We start from the raw sequence: 19324 nt of genomic DNA on the forward strand, positions 1-19324 counted from the left end.
AGATTTTTACAAGGACTCTCTAAAAAACTCAGGAATGACAATGAACATAAATGCAACTGCAATGCCGATTAAAACGCCCAGAACCGCTTTCTTTTTCGGCGGCATGCCTTGTCCCGCCGTTTCATTCATCGGCTCTGAATTGATGATGCCGGCCGCTTTCAGGTTCAGCTGCGTATTTTTCAATTCGTATAAAAATCGTTCCTTATCCACTTTGGCGTCCGCGCTGACGGTTTCTCCTTCAAGCGCAGCAATACTCTGCCGCACTACTTTTGCCCGTTTTTCAAACAGGTCCTGATCATTCCTCAGAAAAGTTTTTATGACGGCTTGAAACACCGATTCGGTCTCCTGTTTGTTTTGGCCGCTGTAGCTGACCGTGATCAATGAATCTGATTGTGTTTCGACAGTCAGTTTACTTTTCACGGCCGCTCTTTCTTCGTCTGTTTTATCAGGCAAAGCCTGCTTTAAAAAGGCATCGCTCGTCAAAAGGAGCGGGATTTCTTTTGTATTGTTATAAAGCGGATGATCATAATTTCCCGCGGCGATCGCGGCTTCTGATGTAAAACTGCTGCCCCCGCTGATTTTTGACGGCAATACATATCCCGCTGCCCCTAACACAACGGGCAGCGCAATGATCCAAATGATATTCTTTTTGATACGCCGGGTTATTCTTGTCAACATATCCTTCATCTCGCATCTCCCTGTTTTTCATAGTACGCCGTGACGGCAGGCTCCTTTTGTAAACGCCTCAATATATTGACCGCCGCGATCACGAGCGAGAGAAATACCCAGTGGAAAAATAAATTTGATACGGAGCTTGGGCTGATGCTGCTTACCAAAAAACCGGCCATCGCCGTGATAAGTCCTTCTGTGATCAGTCTTGACTGATTTTCCGATTTTCTTTCATGACATTTATAAAGTGTCCAAAAAAGGAACAAATAGACTGTCAGGTAACCGAGCATCGTAAGCACGCCGAAGTTCGCCATAATCTCGACGAGCCAGTTGTGCACCTCAACTACGCCGCCCGTATCATAAACGGGCTCTGCTTTTAAATAGTAAGAGACGTTTCCGGCACCCACTCCGAACCCCCAGGAATCAATCACATAGTGAAAGGCGTTTTTTAAAAGATTCGCCCTCGCAAGGTTGGAAGGAAGCGGTTGCTGTCCCGGCATCGCCTGCGGAGCTGAAAACAGATTCAAGACGGCATTGGTGATACGGCCCGCAAATAAAACCGCAAACAGCGCCGCACCCGCTCCCGCTGCGTACAGCGCGAGTTTTTTCAACAGGGAAGGCAGCAGGATGAAGACGTATACAGCCGCCCCCGCGCATATGCCCAGCAGACTCGCGCGCGAACCGGTCAAAATGATTAAATACAAAGCGCAGATTGCAAAGAGCAGGCTGACGGCCTTCACATAGCCGTTTTTCATATTTTTCACCGCCGCCGCATACAGAAAGAAACTGATGCACAAAAACGTCGCGAAATCATTTTGATTAAAGAAAACGGACGTCGGATAATGCTGTTTGTACTGCGGGCCGTTATAAAGCGTGGAGCTCGGCAGATGGTGGTGTGTAAAATGGTTGTAAAAGCCGATCGCCATCACAAAAATGGTCATCACAAGCCATATGCCGTAAAAAACCATCAGCTGATCAAAGCGCTGAATGAACATGACAATAAGATAAATCAAAAACATGCCCATTCCCATTAAAGCTAAATATTTAATCCCGTACGTCACGGATTTTGCCCACAATAACGATAGGAGACCGTATGTAAACCATAAGGCGAAAAACATCAGAACCCCTTTTACATTCACCCGATTCCATCTGTCAATATGATGGCGGTTTGTCAGGATGCCGGCGACGTGAAGGGCGCCCGCTCCGATTAATAACAGCCGGTATATAAATAAGCTGAAAAATCCGAGATGGACCGCAAAGAAGGCCTGGTTTAAAAATGTACACGCGATCAGTATATAAATGAGTCCCATAAACATCTGACCGTTTGTTGTAAAGGCGGATAGCAAAGCAAGTCCGGCAAAGCCGATCATGGCGGCAAACAGCAGCACGGTGATTTTTCCGAAGCCGGCATCCGCCCTGACCGCCTCCAGCATGATGAATCCTCCTGTAATGAGAGCGGCAAGCAGCACAAGAACATGTGCCGCTGAACGTTTGATACTCACATGGCAAACCCCTTTCCAAAACCGGCAGCCGAGCCGGGCTGCCGAGAGCCTGAAGACAATCTTTTTCTATCTTGCCAGTTCTTTTATTTGCCGATCGGCATGAACCGCCGGACGTCCGACGGAATGATAAGTGAATCCTGAAACCCTCATATACTCCAACGGAAACATATTTCTGCCGTCAATGATGACCGGCTGTTTGAGCAGCTGCTTCACTCTCTGAAGATCCATCTCCTTGACTTCCGGCCAATCTGTTGTAATCAGGCATGCGTCCGCGTTTTTGATGGCACTGTACAGCTCTGTGTGATATTCAATGCCGCCGTCTCCTAATATCGCTGACGCTTCGGGAATCGCGATCGGATCATACGCTTTCACGTGAGCGCCCTGCTCTTTAAGACTTGTGATGATATCAAGAGCCGGGGCGGAGCGGACGTCATTTGTGTGCGGTTTAAAGGCCAGCCCCAGTACGGCCGCGGTTTTCCCTTTTAAGGGACCGATTGTGCGGTTCAATTTTTCCGTAATACGGACCCGCTGCTTCTGATTGGTTTCAATGACGGCTTCCATCATTTGAAACGGATAGCCGGCGGCGTTTGCGATATGCAATAAAGCCGTTGTATCCTTCGGAAAGCAGGATCCGCCGAATCCGATGCCCGCCTGGAGAAATTTATTCCCGATCCGGCTGTCAAGACCGACGCCTTCTGACACATGGGAAATGTCCGCCCCGACACGTTCGCAAATATTGGCGATATCGTTAATAAAAGATATTTTGGCGGCTAAAAAAGCATTTGCGGCATACTTAATCATTTCCGCGCTTTCAAGATTGGTCTTTACGATCTTCGTACGGAACGGCTTATGAAGCTCTTCAATGACCGAAGCGGCATGTTCGCTTGTGGCGCCGATGACCGCCCGCTCCATCTGCATCGTATCCCGCACCGCCGAACCTTCGCGGAGGAATTCAGGATTTGACGCGACATCAAACGGATATTTTCCCTTTGACGCTTTGCTGACGATTTGGTAAACGAGCTTTCCCGTCCCGACCGGAACAGTGCTTTTGGTGACAATGATTTTGTATCCGTTCAGCTGTTCTCCGATTGTTTGCGCCGCTGCCTTAATGTAGGTCAGATCGGCTTCACCCGTCTTTGACATCGGCGTACCGACGGCGATATAGATGATATCAGCGGCTTTCACAGCCGGCTCAATGCCGGCCGTAAAGGATAAGCGCCCGGCACTGACATTTTTTTCGGCTAATTCCTCAAGCCCCGGTTCATATATCGGGATGACTCCGTTTTGCAAGCTTCTGATTTTCGCTTCATTGATGTCACAGCAAGTCACATGATGGCCGATTTCCGCAAAACAAGTTCCAGATACAAGACCTACATACCCTGTTCCTAATACAGCGATTTTTTTCACAGCTTCATCCCTCTTTCGAAAGGTTCTCCTCTTGCCCGGCCCGGTTCATTACGGATCGGTATTTCTCTTTCAGCGCTTTCGCGTTTTGGCTTGCGTCAAAATACGTGCGGACGGTTTGATAAAGTTCCTCGGCTGTTTGCGGCGTCCAAGCCTCTCCTCCGTCATATTGCAGAATCGATTCTGCCAGCGTCTCAGGTGAACCCGGCTTGATCAGCAACCCCCGGTGTTTCCCGAATAAAGAAGCCAATCCTCCGACATCGGTGCAGATCACCGGCACCTTCAGAGCGAGCGCCTCAATGACCACAGTCGGCATGCCTTCGCTGTAGGACGGCAGCGCCATTACATCCGAGGCCAGCAGATAGTCCTGTACCTTGTCGTTCGGCACTTGCCCCGTGACGATATGAGCGGCTTCACGCAATGAAGATGCGGCGGGACCGTCACCGACAAAGACAGCTTCATAATTTTCATCCAATGACTGAACGGCTTTTGATAAGTCGAAAACGCCTTTCTCTTTGACAAGCCTGCCGATGAACACGATCAGTTTTTTATCCGGAGGAAGGCCGAGCGGTTTTCTGACGGCTTCTTTCGTCTCGTTCCTTTTTCCGAAGGCGTCAAGCGTGATGCCGATCGGAAGCACGCTGCACTCCGCTTCGATGAGCTTTTTCATTTGTTCCCGCAGACTGCCGCTCACAGCGTAAATATCGGCAGCTTCCCGCACCGCAAATGTAAATGCGCGATGAGCGCTTTTGCTGTAATGCGGATAGACATTGACATCACTGCCATGCAAGGTCAGCACATACGGGATGCCTAAAGCCTTTGACACAATGGCGGCCGCTCCGCCTGACGGCATGGCGAAATGCGCGTGAATCAGATCGGGCTTCAGGCCATGATTTTTAATCGCGGAAAGAATCGATGACGCCATTCTTTTATGCGGCTGCGCCCATTTCAGCTGCCCGGGAACCGCCTGATAAAACGGCCGGTGGACGGACACGCCTTTCCGCCATTCATGTGCCGGCCTGATATCCTTTTGCCGATACGTCTTTTTCAGCACCCGGAATGGCGCGGCGAGTTTCGGCCGCGGACAAATGACGGTCATCTCCGCGCCAAGCTTTCTCAGTTCTTGCGCCTGTGTTTCATGAAAAACGCCTTCCCCCGGCTTCTCACTGCTCGGATAGACACTTGTCATCCACAATACCTTCATAGCAAACGTCCTTTTCTTAATTTACTTTTCATCTGCGGATAAGCTTTTCCTAACAGGAATAAATAACACAACGCGCCGCAGGCTACGGAGATCGCCAGCCGCAGCTTGACATCAAGGCTGATCTGCTCCGTTCCGAAGCTGGCTGTAAAAGCGATGACACCCATTGCCGCCGTAAGCAGAAACGGTTTGGCCACGGCTTTGAAGTAAGCCGACAGCCGCAGCTTAATGACATATGCCAACAGCCATCGCCCGATCAGGAAATTCAGGATGCTGATGAAAGCGTACGTCCAGGCTACCGTCAAGAGATTTCCGGACAGCACGGCGGCGTACAAAGATGCACCATACAGCAGCATCACCCCGGCGTCCCAATAAAACGCCAGATCGGCCCGCCCTTTTGCGAGCAGCACAGATCCGTTCGGATTCATCAGAACCCTTAATATCCCGACGATGGCGAGAACGTTTAAAACCGGGACAGCCGCCAGCCATTTTTCTCCGAATACCGAAGCCACGAATGCATCCGACACTGAAACCAAACCGAGCAAAAGCGGAAAGGATATCAGCGCGAGTATTTTGGTCATATTGAGAAATCCTTCTCTGATAACGCTGTTTTCATGCTTGTTTTTCGCAAAGACGGGAAACGCGACTCTCGTAATGATCGGATTAATTTTTAATACCGGAAGCGTGACAATCTGGTAGGCCAGATTGTAAATGCCGAGCGCCTCAGCGCCGATAAAACTGCCGATCAGAATCATATCAATATTCGCTCCGAGCCGGTTCACAAGCCGGGAAGACAGCTGAAAGGCCCCGAAAGAAAAGAAGCCTTTCATTCCTTTCAGATCAAAAACCAACGCCGGTCTCCATGTTTTTCTGCAGGCCATCCAGTACAGAATGCCTTTTGACGATTGCAGGAGCACCTGGGAAATCACATAGGCGAGAATCGGGTCCGTATAAAAAACCGCGGCAGCCAAATACACGAAGGACAGCACATTTGAAAAGATTTCAATCTTGCTTAACGTGTTAAATGCCAGCGCTTTTTGCAGCATATACTGGTATTGCTGACCGATCGGCGCGATTAAAAACATGACGGCCAGCACGCGGATTAAATAGACAAGCTCCTCCCGCCGATAAAAATCGGCGATGAGCGGACTGCTGAAAAACAGCAGCGCAAACAGCGCAAGCCCCGTTATGATATTCAGCCAGTACAAGGAAGACATCTGTTTATCAGTCACATGATCTTTTTGAATGAGCGCGGCGCCAAAACCCATATCAAGCGCAATTTGGGCAAACACCACTACCGTTGTGATCATGCCGACAAGGCCGAATTCAGCCAGTGACATGACCCGCCCGAGCAGGGCGAATTGGACGATTTGAATGACCGTAATACACGCTGTCGAAATACTTGTCCATTTGGCGCCGCTCAAGATTTGATTTGTAATACTAGGCATCGTTTTCCCTACTTTTTTGTCTGCTGACCAGAATTTTTATCGCGCCCCGTCACCGGTCCAGATCACTTTGCACGTTTTGAGCATAATCTTCAGTTCCAACGAAAAGGTCAGGTTGCGGATATAATATAAGTCAAACATCAGTTTTTCCCTCGGTGTCATGTCATATCCCCCGTTGACCTGCGCCCAGCCGCTTAATCCCGGCTTAACGGCCAGCCGCTCCGTAAACCCCGGAATCTCAGCCTGAAACTGTTCCGTAAACACGGGCCGCTCGGGACGCGGGCCGATCAGGCTCATTTCTCCCCGAAGCACATTTAACAGCTGCGGCAGCTCATCAATACGGGTCCTTCTGATAAAAGCGCCGACCTTTGTCACGCGGGGATCCTTTTTCAGCGCCCAGACCGCCCCCGATTTTTCAGCATCTATTTTCATAGAGCGGAGCTTATACAAATAAAACGGCTTCCCGTCTTTGCCTACCCGCTCCTGCTTATAAAAAGCCGGGCCGGGCGACTCCAAACGAATCAGTATGGAGAACAGGCCCATCACCGGGAGTGCCGCCAAGAGCCCCGCAAGCGCAAACACAATGTCCATGAATCGCTTAAAAGCCAAATAACGGGCCGTTCTTTCCGTAACGGCAGCGGAAGTCCCCTGCCGCACTGCATAGTTATTATTTACATTCATGCTTTTCTCTGCTCCCACTGACACACACCTCACGATTTGTTGGGATGTTTGATGACCTATGCCGTGAGTTTAGCAGATGGATGTTAATTGGAAGTAAAGGAAGCGTTAATGTTTATTAGAATGTTTCGATTATTGTTTTTTTATTGTAAATCTATTCATATCCATATTTGAGACAAAGCATAATGAAAAATAAAAAAACAGACCGGTATGAACCGGTCTGTTTCCATGAAAAATATTATCTGAAATAGGAGGAAACGCCTTGGGTGATCCCCGCCGCGAGTCTGTCCTTTTTCGTTGATTGTTTTAAAATGTTGGCATCAATCGGGCTTGTGACAAAACCGGTTTCTAACAAGACACTCGGCATTTTAGAATACTTAATGACGTAAAATCCGGCAGTTTTCACACTGCGGTCACGCGTGCCGAGAGCAGAAACCATTCTCGGCTGAATATTTTGGGCAAGCCTCAGACTGTTTGCGGATTGGTACGTTTTATCATAATACGTCTCCGTACCGTTTGCACTGCTGTTATCATTTGCGTTCGCATGGACGCTGATGAAAATATCGGCGTTCGCCTTCGCCCCTTTGTTCACTCTCTCCTCAAGCGAGTCAAAGGTGTCGCCCTTCCTCGACATTACAGTAAGCGCGCCCGCCCCGTATAATTGATTGTTAAGACGCGTAGCGATATCAAGGTTTACATTTTTCTCAAGCAAGCCGTTTCCGGTTGCACCTGAATCCTGATAGCCATGCCCCGGATCAATAAAGACCGTTTTGCCGACAACCGGATTTTTAAGCTGCGACGCGGCATTGTTGCTTAAAGATGAAGCACTTCCTATGACGGTGAAGCTGGTGATGTTTTTACTTCCGATATACGTCCGGACGTCTTTTGACAGACTGTCTCCATTCGTCAGCAGGTGAACTCTTCCCTGTTTGGCGCTCAGCACGCCTCCGACGATGGTATCCGCCTCTTTAAAACCATTGGTAACAAACGTATAGCCTGTGCTTAGGCCTGTCTTTTTTGCAAGATTCACAGACAGGTTATAGCGGTTTTTGCCGCTGATTCTTGAAGGGTTCGGCAGCTTATTATAAAGTGAGCTGCTGATGCTGCTTGTCCCGCCGATGACAATCGTGTTTTTAATCCCTAAGCTTTTGATCGCATTGGACGTAGAACCATTTAATGTCGAATCATTAGTGAATAAAATCGGATATTTTTTAGCGGACGCATAAGAAATCGCAGCCATTCCATCTGCATCAACAAACCCGTTGACCACAAGGGCTGTAGAAGATCTTGTCATTTCACCCGCCACTTTTGCGGCTGTGGCATATCTCGTGCTCCCTGATAATCGTTTGACACTGATGCCTAATTTAGCAATTTGATTTTCAGTATTTTTCGAAACGGCAGGTGTGCCGCCTACGATAATCACATTTTTCGTTTTTAAATCAATTAATCCCTTTTTTGTGCCGGCAGACAGCTGATCTTTATTTGTAAACAGCAGCGGCGCATTTTTTTGATATGCAAGCGGCGCAGCGGCAATTGCATCGGCATATGAAGTTCCGCCGGTGATAATGACCGTTTTCGCTTCACCCCATGATTGTTTTGCCGCCAGTACAGCCGTATCATACCGGGTGCTTCCGCCGATCCTTTTAACCGTGTTGTCAGCCAAAGCGGAAGGGACAAATAGAATGACCCCGAGAATAAAGACGGGGAGACATTTTATGATGAATTTCAATCCGATCTCCTCCACAGAAGTTTAGTAGTTTGTAAGTGCTGTATTAGGATAATAGAACGCAAGAATAGAAGTATACGGCTCTCCGGCCTCCGCTCTTTCTTTTGCTCCGTATTGACTCATTCCTACGCCGTGACCGTATCCCTTTCCTGATATCGTGATTTGCGAAGAATTACCGGACGCACTGGCGTATGTGCTTTTAAAAGATGAAGCTCCGATCATCGTTCTGAGTTCAGACGCTTTCACCTCAACAGATGCAGTCTTGTTCATGACATAGCCCTTCGACTTGTCATTCACGTGGTACGTGACTTTCACCGCGGCGTCTTCCGCGCGCTGGCCTTTTGTTTTTCCGGTGAGCGAGAGATCAGAGATACTTGCAATTTTTATGGAACTTGCATTGGTTTCTTTATTTTTCATCAGCCAATTTTTTATTCCGTTGAGCTGCGCAGCATTTGCTTCGTTTGTTTTAGACCACCAGGATGCGGGGTTTTTCATATCCAGACCCGCTGGCAGCTGCTGCTTCTGCAATGTTAAAGACCAGCTGATTTCCGGATCTTTTGTGTCCTTTTTGGCTACTAAATACGGCACTTTCGATCCCCACACTTCATCGCCGGCTTCCATGTAACCGCCATTGCTTGATGAGTAAGTGGCATCTATCAATCTGCCGGAATAAGTGAGCACTTTCCCTTTTGTTCCGTTAACGGCTGCGGTGGCGTTTGGATACCAGCTGTATCCCCCGTAAACCTGAAAGGCCGTTGTATCCGCGACTGTTTGTCCCATCTTGCCGATAGAGTAGGTGCGGGCGGCAACAGCCTGGGCTTTCAGCGCTTCTGTCGGCCAGCTTCCCGGCATTTCATTCGGCAGGACACCTTTCAAATAATCCTCAAAAGGAATGTTTTCATTAACAGGTCTTATATATTTGCCGGATTCCGCAGTGAAACTCATATTCCCCAGATATGGCTTCCCGTCAATGCTGATTGTGTTTGCTGTTGAATATTTTTCTGGAACCGCCTTGAAAGACGTTTTTCCGCTGTTAATGCCTGCAACGCCTAATTTGCCGCCGGACGTTTCAATACGGTACGTCTTTCCGTTTACGAGATAAAACTCTTTTGCGTAAGCAGCCTTAACTGAATCGGCAATTGAATTCGCGCTGCCTATTAATGTATAAGAATAGGTGCCTTTCGTTTTAAAAAGGCTGGCTTCGTCGGCCGGTGTTTCGCTTTTTTTGATGTATACAAGCGGCATATGGTTTGCGGCGGCAATATTCGATCCCACAACGATGTCCGCTAATTTTGTCCCGTTGGCAGCCACCGTTTTGCTTGCATCCATGCCAAGCGAAGTGACTGCGTTTGCTGATATTTGATATCTGTTTGATCCGGTAATTCTTTTGGTGACCGAGGCCTTCTTTTTAATTTGATTCTCCACATCTTTGCTGACGCTTGAAGTGCCTCCCATGATGATTACTTTTTTAGGCAGATTGTAGCTCGGGAGGGAGTCTTTTTTCGTCAGGAGAATCGGATAGCCGTTCTGCGCGGCATAAGGCGCGATTGCCAGCGCATCCGTATATACATCCCCCGTTACTACGACCGCTTGGTCATAGCTGCCCATTTCGGCCGCAATATTTTTGGACAGATCATATCTGTTTTTTCCGCTGATCCGTTTCGTGCGGCCGTATTTCTTCAATGTCTTTTCCGCGGCTGACGAAATACTGTTCGTCCCGCCGATGATTAGAATATTATCCGGACTGAATTTCTTGATTTGCGCTTCTGTGCTGCTGCTCAGTTTTTTCGCTTCAGTCAGCAGAACAGGCGCTTTCAGTTTATTCGCTAAAGGAATGACGGAAAGCGTGTCCGCAAAATAAGCGTCCGTATTCACGACGACTACGTTGGACGGGTTTTTCCAATACTTAGATGTCGCAGTGTTAGCCGTATCATATTTGGATGCGCCTCCTAATCTGACAACGGAGGAGACATCGCTTCCCGTCAGTTTATAAGTTCCTGAAGGTTCGATATTCAGAGTCGATTTATTACCAATATAATTCGTCAGTTTTACTGAGATATCAGAACTGGACGCAAAAGTGCTTTCCGGTAATAAAGCCAGGCTGAATATCACAGAAAAACAGACAGCCCATATTGTTTTCTTCAATTTTTATCCCGCCTTTTGCTGATCATGGTGTATTATTTTGCTTTCTCGATTTCCTTGATCTCTTTTTGGCCTTTATCATTTGTGAAATAAGTGATGCTGACTTTGTCATTTTCGCTGAATTTATTCAGAACATCAGAGAAGTCATCAGAAAACTCAAAGCTGACTGGCTGATCATCCACTTTTACTTCAATTGTGTGCGTATCCGCCATACCGACATAATATGCCGTTTCTTTTTGAGCCTGGTTCTCCGAAGAACCGCTTCCCTTCTTTGATTGATCCGCCGTTCCGCACGCTGCCAATACAACAGAAAAAAGCAGTATTAAGAACGAAGCTGCAATAGTTTTTTTCATTTTTTTCACCTCATCTTTATGTATCGTCTTATACTAATTTTTTTTAAGGTAATTTTAAGGTCTTTTTGTAACCTTTTTTTAAGAATTTCGTCTATTACATGGTTATAAGTAAAAATATGACTGGGTTTATAAAGATTAGTAAATTGCATCAGGAAAGTTAATTGAAAAGGTGATGACAAATGAGAGCTGAACGAAAAAGAAAGAAGAAAAAAGTTCTTCTGACAATCGTAACAATCATCGGGCTGTTAGTTTTATCATCAGGAGGCTACGTCTACTACTTGTGGCACAAAGCGGCTTCAACGGTGGCAAGCATTCAGGAAGACTTGAAAAAATCGGACAAACGTGACACGGATATAGATCTCGGAAAGAAGGATCCGATTTCTGTTTTAATCATGGGCGTCGATGAGCGGAAAAATGACAAGGGGCGCGCGGATACGATGATTTATATGACCGTCAATCCTAAAACGAATACAACAGAAATGGTCAGCATTCCGCGTGATACGTATACGAAAATCTCCGGCAAAGGTACGATGGATAAAATCAACCACTCCTATGCTTTCGGCGGAACGCAGATGGCCGCGGATACCGTCGAGGACCTGCTTGACGTGCCGGTAGATTATTTTGTGAAAGTAAACATGGAGAGCTTCAAAGATACCGTGGATACACTCGGCGGGATTACGGTGAACAGCACGTTTGCCTTCAACTACGACGGGCACTCTTTCGGAACGGGGAACATCAGCCTGAACGGCGAAGAAGCACTTGCCTACACGCGTATGAGAAAAGAAGATCCCCGGGGGGATTTCGGCAGGCAGCAGCGCCAGCGCCAAGTGATTGAAGGGATTATTTCTAAAGGGGCAAACATCTCGTCTGTCACAAAATTCGGAGATATGTTTAAGGTCATTGAAAACAATATGAAAACAAACATGTCATTCGATGATATGTGGACGGTTATGACTGACTATAAAAACGCCCGCAGCAAAGTCACTCAGCATGAACTGAAGGGAACGGGAACGAGAATCAACAATATCTATTATTACAAATTAGATGAAGCAAGCCTCGCTTCAGTCAAAAAAGAATTAAAAGAAAGCCTGAAATAATAAAAAACTCTGCATATGATGCAGAGTTTTTTTATTCTGTAAAAGGCTGCGGACGGGTTTTTCTATAGCCGTACCGATAAAGCAGTTCTTCCGCAATCCGTTTTGAAGCCGATCCGTCACCATAAGGGTTTGACGCCTTTGACATCCGTTCATATTCAGCCTGATCGGTTAAGAGCTGTTTTGTCAGCTGATACACCGTTTCTTCATCTGTACCCGCCAGCTTTAATGTCCCGGCTTTCACTCCTTCGGGGCGCTCGGTTGTGTCCCGAAGCACCAAGACCGGCTTTCCGAGAGAAGGCGCTTCCTCCTGCACTCCGCCCGAGTCGGTCAGAATGAAATTTGCTTTCGCAGCGAAGTTATGGAAATCCACGACCTCCAGAGGTTCTATTAAATGCACCCTGTCCGAATCAGCGAAATGGGCTTCTGCGGCCTCACGAACTGCGGGATTCAAATGAACGGGATAAACGACTTGTACGTCCTCAAACTCTTCAACGATTCTTCTGACGGCCTTAAACATCTGTTCCATCGGCCTGCCTAAATTTTCACGTCTGTGCGCTGTCAAAAGAATCATCCTGCTTCCGTCCAGCTTGTCAAAAATCGGATGAAAATAATCTTCCCGCACTGTCGTTTGAAGTGCGTCTATCGCTGTATTTCCCGTGACAAATATAGAATCCGGCTTTTTATTTTCAGCAAGCAGATTCTGTTCAGCCTGGCTTGTCGGCGCAAAATTCACATCAGCGATCACGCCCGTCATCTGCCGGTTGATTTCCTCGGGGAAAGGAGAGTATTTATTTTGCGTACGCAGACCGGCTTCCACATGGCCGACAGCGATTTGATGATAAAAGGCGGCAAGACTTCCGGCGAACGTTGTCGTCGTATCTCCGTGGACCAAAACGATATCTGGTTTTACTTCTTGGAACAGCTTGTCCAGTTTCAGCAAAGCATGAGATGTAATTTCTGAAAGCGTTTGACGCTCTTTCATAATATTCAAATCAAAATCAGGCGTAATGCTGAATGCTTCAAGCACTTGATCCAGCATCTGTCTGTGCTGTGCGGTTACTGTCACCAGCGAATCAATTTCCTGATATTTTTCAAGCTCTAATACGAGCGGAGCCATTTTAATTGCTTCAGGTCTTGTACCAAATACGGTCATTACTTTTAGTTTTTTCAACGGTTTGTCTGCACCTCGTTTTATATGTCGGATATCCCTTCATGTTAACATATTTATGCCGTTTCTTAGATATTGTAAAGCTTAATGGCAAACAAAGCAAAAACCGTTACAAGACTCTTTGAAAGCGGATTAAAAGGTGTGAATTTTAATCAATTGTGGTAAAGTGGAAAAAGACTAGGTTATAGTTCTGAAAAAAAGATTTTGCAGAAACAAGGATGGTGTTATTCAGTGAAGAAAGTACGCAAAGCCATTATTCCGGCAGCAGGTTTAGGCACTCGTTTTTTGCCGGCCACAAAAGCAATGCCTAAAGAAATGCTTCCAATCGTTGATAAGCCGACAATTCAGTATATTATCGAAGAAGCTGTCGAATCCGGCATCGAAGATATTATTATCGTAACCGGAAAAGGAAAAAGAGCAATAGAAGACCATTTCGACAATGCCCCTGAACTGGAACGCAATTTAGAAGAAAAAGGAAAAATCGAACTGCTTCAAAAAGTGAAAAAATCGTCAAATATTGCGGATATCCACTATATTCGCCAAAAAGAGCCAAAAGGACTCGGTCATGCCGTTTGGTGCGCACGCAACTTCATCGGCGATGAACCTTTCGCCGTTCTTCTCGGCGATGATATTGTCCAGGCTGAAAAACCGGGACTTCGTCAGCTGATGGATGAATACGAAAAAACATTGTCTTCAATCATCGGTGTTCAGCAAGTTCCTGAAAGCGACACACACCGCTACGGAATTATCGATCCGTTAACAAATGAAGGCCGCCGTTACCAGGTCAAAAATTTTGTAGAGAAGCCTGAACCGGGCACAGCTCCTTCCAACTTGGCTATTTTAGGAAGATACGTTTTCACTCCTGAAATTTTCATGTACCTGGAACAGCAGGAAGTCGGTGCAGGGGGAGAAATTCAATTAACGGACGCCATCCAAAAGCTCAATGACATTCAGCGTGTCTTCGCTTATGATTTCGAAGGAAAACGTTACGATGTCGGTGAAAAACTCGGATTTATCGAGACGACACTTGAATTCGCCTTACAGGATCAGGACATCCGCCATAAATTAATTCCGTTCATGAAGGATCTTCTTGAAAAAGAAGAAGCTGACGAATAGAAAAAGCTGCCGAATCCGGCAGCTTTTTTTATGTGATCTTTACTTTTTAGACGTTACCGTCAGTGTTTTATCAGCATTGTTCACAGAAAAAGTATATTCCTGGTTTTTAAGCATGAGCAAATTCTGATTGATTTTGCTGCCGCCTTTTTCACTTAAAGCTGAGATGTCTGCAGGACGCGATAAATGAAAAACCACTTCGGAGACTGTATCATTGTCAATCACTACATCCGTTTTTGCATCGGATGTTTTTAATACGTTCCGTCCGTCAGCCGTTTGTCCGGCAGCTGGATTTTTCAATTTACTCTCCACATCGTCCCGGCTTTTATTGAGATATGAGAGAAACTCTTCTGCTGTTTGGCTTGATAAACTGCCGCTGAAATCATTAAGCTGAACATCCGTCTTTTTTAAAGCGTTCACTTTATACAGATCAGTCTTTTTCATAAAGTACTCTTTATCGTTTAATTTCACTTTGGCCGCCTGGTTATTTTCGGCTTCTACCTGCACCTTCGTGCCGAAATTTACACTTGCGGAGGCTTTTCCTTTTATATCTTTTTCAGTATAAAGGTCCGCCTTTTCAGCTTTTACCAAAGCAGGTTTATTCACAGACTCATAAAGGCCGGCATCGCTCTGTTTGACGTCACCGAAAGATGTAATCGCACGCAGAGGCTTGTCTGAAAACATCGAAGCGCCTGCGCCGACAGCCAGCAATGCAAGCAGCGTAATCTGTATCGTATTGGCAATGAATTTGGGCTTCGCTTTCTTTTGCTGCGCCTGACTGATTTTCTGTTCCTCGGCTGCCCGCGTTCTGCCTTCAATCTGCTCGTTTTGATATTTCTTCTTTTCTTTCTTTGAAAGCTTGTTGAACCAATCCACAAAAGCTTTATATTCTTTCACAACGGCTTTCGTTTCGTCGAACATGCGCATTTCGCCGTAATGCATCCAAGCCACCCGATCACACATTTTCTCAATCTGTCCGATGGAATGACTGACGAAAAAGATCGTTTTGCCGCGTTCTTTAAACTCCGTAATGCGGTCCACACATTTCTGATAGAAAGTCTGGTCCCCTACTGAGAGCGCCTCATCAATAATAAGGATGTCAGGGTCCATATGCGCCGATATGGCAAAACCGAGACGGGATTTCATACCGCTTGAATAGCTTTTAACAGGCTGATCTATAAAGTCGCCGATATCCGCGAATTCAACGATTTTTTCATAAAGCTCGTCTATCTGCCGATTGTTGAGACCCATCATTAAGCATTTTAAACGAATGTTGTCTTTACCGCTTAATTGATTGTTTAATCCGGCAGAAATCGCGATTAAAGACGGCTGCCCGTTCATGTCAATCTCCCCGCTTGTCGGCGGAATGATCTTTGCAAGCAGATTGGACATCGTTGATTTTCCCGAGCCGTTGATCCCTACGAATCCGATCGTTTCCCCTTCATAGACGTCAAAAGAAACATTTCGGACAGCGAAAAAACCTTTTTGATTTCTGTTTGGGAAAAACAGTCCTTTAATTTTGTCAGACTGTTTTTTATATAGAAAATACTGTTTTGAAACATTTCTGAACGAAACTTTTAGTTTCATCGTATAATCTCCTTACTATATTAAAGAAAGTCAACAAACTTATCTCTGAATTTCATATGAAGAAGTGAACCGACTGTTAATAACAGCAGTGTGACGAACCAGAAATACAGCGTGTATTTCACATCGTGGAAAAACCACTGCCCTTCCATAAAGCTGTCTCTAAAGCCCTCGATAATATAGAAAAGAGGGTTTAACTTCAAGATGGTCAAAACTTCAGGTCTGTTTCCGAATTTCTCCGCAATGTCCCAGAAAATCGGCAGAAGAAAAAAGAGCAGCCTTGTGACGGCCTGAAGCAAAAACTGATAGTCCCTGATTAAAACGCTGATGGTTGAATTAAACAGGCCGAAAGCAAACATAAAACTGATCATGCAAAACAAGTAATAAATATATTGCAGCCAGTGAAGCGTCGGAAACAGTCCGTTGCTCAGCAGCACAATAATATAAATCGCCATCATCACAAAGTAACTGAATAAATTCGATGCTATCACTACAGAAGGCAGTGAACTGATCGGAAAGTTCATTTTCGACACTAAATTTATCCGTTTAAAAACGCTGTTAGATGCATCCAGTATCGTCGGACTGATAAAGAACCAAGGAATTAAGCCGGCCAGCATCCAGACGATGAACGGTACGCTGTCTCCATTTCCAAGCACCATATCATGTCCGCCGCGAATCCCGAGACCAAATACGAACCAGTAAGCCAGCATTTGAATCATAGGGTTGAGAAACTGCCACAATATACCCAAATAGTTCACTTGATACTTTGATTTCGTTTCGTACACTGCAAGCCGCATAATCAGCGGAAATGAGTTGAATTGCTCTTTCAGAATTTTTACCAATGCATTCATTCTAATCTTCCTTAGTCGTAAGTTTTAGGTAATAGCTTTGACTTACAAAAGCACCGCTCATAATTGTAACAGATTACGATGTATTTTTCACTTCATAACAAGCCTGAGTCCCATGAGCGCAACATGCCGTCACTTAAGCAAAAAAGCATAATTAACGTGGTTAAATTATGCTTTTTTGCACTTATTTACTTGTCCCCGAAAATCACTTTTACTGCTTTTTCAGACGATTCCCCGGTTTCTAAATAACAGAACTTCTCGTAAAAAGGCCCGAATGAATCCGGAAGCCTATAATCATCTGATTCCGTTTCATTGACCCATTTGATAACGTCACCTGTTTCTTTGACAAGCGGGCCGGGCGCTTCTTTTTCAAAGTCAAAGTAAAACCCTCTCAGTTTATCCCGGTACGTTTCGATATCAGGCACATAAAACAGCATCGGTCTTTTCAGATTTGCATAGTCAAAAAAGACAGAGGAATAGTCCGTTATGAGTAAATCAGAGACCATATACAGCTCACGGATATCTTCGTAGCTGGAGAAATCATACACAAATCCTTCATACGGTCCGAGATCAAAGTTTTCCGCCACGAGATAATGCATTCTTAAAATAATGACATAACGATCGCCGATCGCTTCTCTCAATTGATGAAGGTCTAAATCAAGGTCAAACTTGTATTTTCCCTTCTTATAAAATTGGTCATCCCGCCATGTCGGTGCGTAGATAATCACTTTTTTATCTTGCGGAAGATTCATTTTTTCTTTCAGCGCTTTGATGACAGAAGGGCTGTTATCCGTTTGAAGGAAGTCATTCCGCGGATATCCCGATTCAATCATGGTTTTATTAAACTGAAACGCCCGGGCGAATATTTCGGTTGAATATGCGTTCGGTGAAATCAGGTAATCCCACTTTGAAGCCTCTGTCGTAAAGTTGCGCTTGTATTTTTCAGTGTTTGTTCCCGGCATATGCACTTCATCCATATCTACGGCAAGGCGCTTTAAAGGCGTGCCATGCCATGTCTGGACATATGTCGTATGCTCAGGTTTCGGAATCCACAGCGGCATACGGCTGTTGACAACCCAGTACTCGGCTCTTGCCATGGCAAACAGCCATTTGAACGTAAAGCGTTCGATATAAGGAATTCCTTTATCTTTAAATGTCTGTGAGTAAGCGGGGTTTACACTCCAGCAGAGACGGTATTCCGGCATCTCTTTGCTCATGTATTCATAAATCGCCCGCGGGTTGCAGCTGTACTGTTTTCCGGCAAAGCTTTCAAACATGACAAATTTCTGTTTGACAGGCAGTTTCCCCGCAACCCTGAATCCCGCTTTATAAGTGTTTTGTATTCTTTTCTCAATGAACTTTTTCAGCTTATTCTTTCTCTTGCGTACAAAGGAAGCGCCCCGTTTCAGCTTTCCTTTCACAAAATACTCCACGCGGGTGCTGAAGCTGTAATCGTTCATTCTCAGGTGGAGATTTTTCGTTTTCTTTTTCGTGAAAACGTGAAATCTGGCAGGCCCTTTCTCCGTTTTCAGGATCGTGAATTGGTTAGGGTTTACTTGTTCAGATTTCAGAACCTTTAACGGTTTGCTGTTGGTGATAATCTCTTCACCCGTCCCGGCATCTTCAAAAATGAATTGAATATGGAATTGAAAGGTTAGCTGCTGATTCAATTCTTTATAAACGGCATTCAAATCAATTTTTGTATCAAAGCCTATCTTGTCAAGCATCGTTGTGTCCTGAACATATTCATCAAGGTCGTGTCTCGGCACGTCGTGAAGCGGATACTTCAGAATGAGAGGCTCCTCTTCTTTTCCTTTTTTCATTTTCAGAATCAGGTTTTTTTCTTTTATCTTTAAGGTTTCTGCCGCGTTCAGCCGGAATGCAAAACCTTTCAGATGTAAGCTGCCGTCAGATTCGAGCTCCATTTCATCAATCCGCGTGACGAACTTTTTCTGCAGCAGCTTTAAGGAGAAATTCCCTTTCTTCGTCGTGTAAGGGAAAAAGAACATATGATGAGCCTCATCTTTATAAGAAGACAGTTCAATAGGTTCAAGGCTGGATTTTAACCGTTTTTTACTGATATCACTGTCATCATTGATAAAGGAGACATAGAAATCCAGACATCCTTTGCCGTCCGTATGGTCAGAAAGCAGATCCGTGCTCATGACAGCATGGTACTCCCCGCCTTCTCCGGCCAACCGTTTCAGAGGGACGGAAAGTTCCGCTTTTGTCTTACGATTTATAATCTGAAGAGAAGGCTCTTCCCCTGCAGTGACATTTTCACAGGATATCGTAATGCTGAATGTCTCTTCCTTTATGTTAAGATGTTTTAACTTGTATCTGACAGGATTTTCTATACCCATAAAATAAGTCTACTCCTCTGTTTCAATTAAA

Annotated in this window: 15 protein-coding genes; 2 read left to right on the forward strand and 13 right to left on the reverse strand. The window is 45.6% G+C overall.

What is annotated here, in order from left to right; genetic code table 11:
- Positions 1 to 6 precede the first annotated feature (6 nt).
- From JNUCC22_RS16580 to JNUCC22_RS16620, 9 genes are all read right to left on the reverse strand, one after another.
- A complete protein-coding gene (locus tag JNUCC22_RS16580) occupies positions 7 to 687 on the reverse strand; it encodes a teichuronic acid biosynthesis protein TuaF (RefSeq protein ID WP_025285357.1) in 681 nt (226 codons plus the stop codon).
- On the reverse strand, positions 684 to 2171 hold the full coding sequence (locus JNUCC22_RS16585) for a teichuronic acid biosynthesis protein TuaE (RefSeq protein WP_032869544.1): 1488 nt from the start codon (positions 2169 to 2171) through the stop codon (positions 684 to 686). The genes JNUCC22_RS16580 and JNUCC22_RS16585 overlap by 4 nt, the downstream gene beginning before the upstream one ends.
- A gap of 66 nt (positions 2172 to 2237) precedes the next feature.
- Entirely contained in the window at positions 2238 to 3578 is a 1341-nt protein-coding gene (locus tag JNUCC22_RS16590) for a UDP-glucose 6-dehydrogenase TuaD (RefSeq protein WP_216061920.1), read from the reverse strand.
- Positions 3579 to 3582: 4 nt separating this feature from the next.
- Positions 3583 to 4779, reverse strand: a complete 1197-nt coding sequence (locus JNUCC22_RS16595) for a teichuronic acid biosynthesis protein TuaC (RefSeq protein WP_216061921.1) — start codon at positions 4777 to 4779, stop codon at positions 3583 to 3585.
- Positions 4776 to 6224 (reverse strand): teichuronic acid biosynthesis protein TuaB, encoded by a 1449-nt coding sequence (locus JNUCC22_RS16600; protein ID WP_216061922.1) that lies wholly within the window; start codon positions 6222 to 6224, stop codon positions 4776 to 4778. The genes JNUCC22_RS16595 and JNUCC22_RS16600 overlap by 4 nt, the downstream gene beginning before the upstream one ends.
- A 36-nt stretch (positions 6225 to 6260) precedes the next feature.
- On the reverse strand, positions 6261 to 6920 hold the full coding sequence (locus tag JNUCC22_RS16605) for an exopolysaccharide biosynthesis polyprenyl glycosylphosphotransferase (protein WP_014471097.1): 660 nt from the start codon (positions 6918 to 6920) through the stop codon (positions 6261 to 6263).
- 217 nt (positions 6921 to 7137) lie between these two features.
- Complete coding sequence (locus tag JNUCC22_RS16610; RefSeq protein WP_216061923.1) at positions 7138 to 8628, reverse strand: N-acetylmuramoyl-L-alanine amidase; 1491 nt, start codon at positions 8626 to 8628, stop codon at positions 7138 to 7140.
- Between the two features lie 21 nt (positions 8629 to 8649).
- On the reverse strand, positions 8650 to 10770 hold the full coding sequence (locus tag JNUCC22_RS16615) for a SpoIID/LytB domain-containing protein (RefSeq protein WP_216061924.1): 2121 nt from the start codon (positions 10768 to 10770) through the stop codon (positions 8650 to 8652).
- Positions 10771 to 10802: 32 nt separating this feature from the next.
- Positions 10803 to 11120 carry a hypothetical protein gene (locus JNUCC22_RS16620; protein WP_007407496.1) on the reverse strand — a complete coding sequence of 106 codons (318 nt, stop codon included), beginning with the start codon at positions 11118 to 11120 and terminating at the stop codon, positions 10803 to 10805.
- A 179-nt stretch (positions 11121 to 11299) separates the two neighbouring features.
- On the opposite strand from JNUCC22_RS16620, the gene JNUCC22_RS16625 reads away from it, so the two are divergent.
- Positions 11300 to 12217 (forward strand): polyisoprenyl-teichoic acid--peptidoglycan teichoic acid transferase TagU, encoded by a 918-nt coding sequence (locus tag JNUCC22_RS16625; RefSeq protein WP_003151369.1) that lies wholly within the window; start codon positions 11300 to 11302, stop codon positions 12215 to 12217.
- Positions 12218 to 12248: 31 nt separating this feature from the next.
- On the opposite strand, the gene wecB is transcribed toward JNUCC22_RS16625, so the two are convergent.
- On the reverse strand, positions 12249 to 13388 hold the full coding sequence (gene wecB, locus JNUCC22_RS16630) for a non-hydrolyzing UDP-N-acetylglucosamine 2-epimerase (RefSeq protein ID WP_216061925.1): 1140 nt from the start codon (positions 13386 to 13388) through the stop codon (positions 12249 to 12251).
- Positions 13389 to 13616: 228 nt separating this feature from the next.
- Between wecB and galU the strand changes: the two genes are divergently transcribed.
- Entirely contained in the window at positions 13617 to 14501 is an 885-nt protein-coding gene (galU, locus tag JNUCC22_RS16635) for a UTP--glucose-1-phosphate uridylyltransferase GalU (RefSeq protein WP_003151367.1), read from the forward strand.
- A gap of 39 nt (positions 14502 to 14540) precedes the next feature.
- On the opposite strand, the gene tagH is transcribed toward galU, so the two are convergent.
- The 3 genes from tagH to JNUCC22_RS16650 all read right to left on the reverse strand — a co-directional run bounded on the left by tagH (position 14541) and on the right by JNUCC22_RS16650 (position 19293).
- Complete coding sequence (gene tagH / locus JNUCC22_RS16640; protein ID WP_216061926.1) at positions 14541 to 16085, reverse strand: teichoic acids export ABC transporter ATP-binding subunit TagH; 1545 nt, start codon at positions 16083 to 16085, stop codon at positions 14541 to 14543.
- 20 nt (positions 16086 to 16105) lie between these two features.
- On the reverse strand, positions 16106 to 16933 hold the full coding sequence (locus JNUCC22_RS16645; protein ID WP_003151365.1) for an ABC transporter permease: 828 nt from the start codon (positions 16931 to 16933) through the stop codon (positions 16106 to 16108).
- 185 nt (positions 16934 to 17118) lie between these two features.
- Positions 17119 to 19293 (reverse strand): CDP-glycerol glycerophosphotransferase family protein, encoded by a 2175-nt coding sequence (locus JNUCC22_RS16650; RefSeq protein ID WP_191974027.1) that lies wholly within the window; start codon positions 19291 to 19293, stop codon positions 17119 to 17121.
- Positions 19294 to 19324: the final 31 nt, after the last annotated feature.

Origin of the sequence: Bacillus sp. JNUCC-22, from assembly GCF_018861275.1 — a bacterium.
In the GTDB taxonomy this organism is placed as follows: Bacteria; Bacillota; Bacilli; order Bacillales; family Bacillaceae; genus Bacillus; species Bacillus velezensis.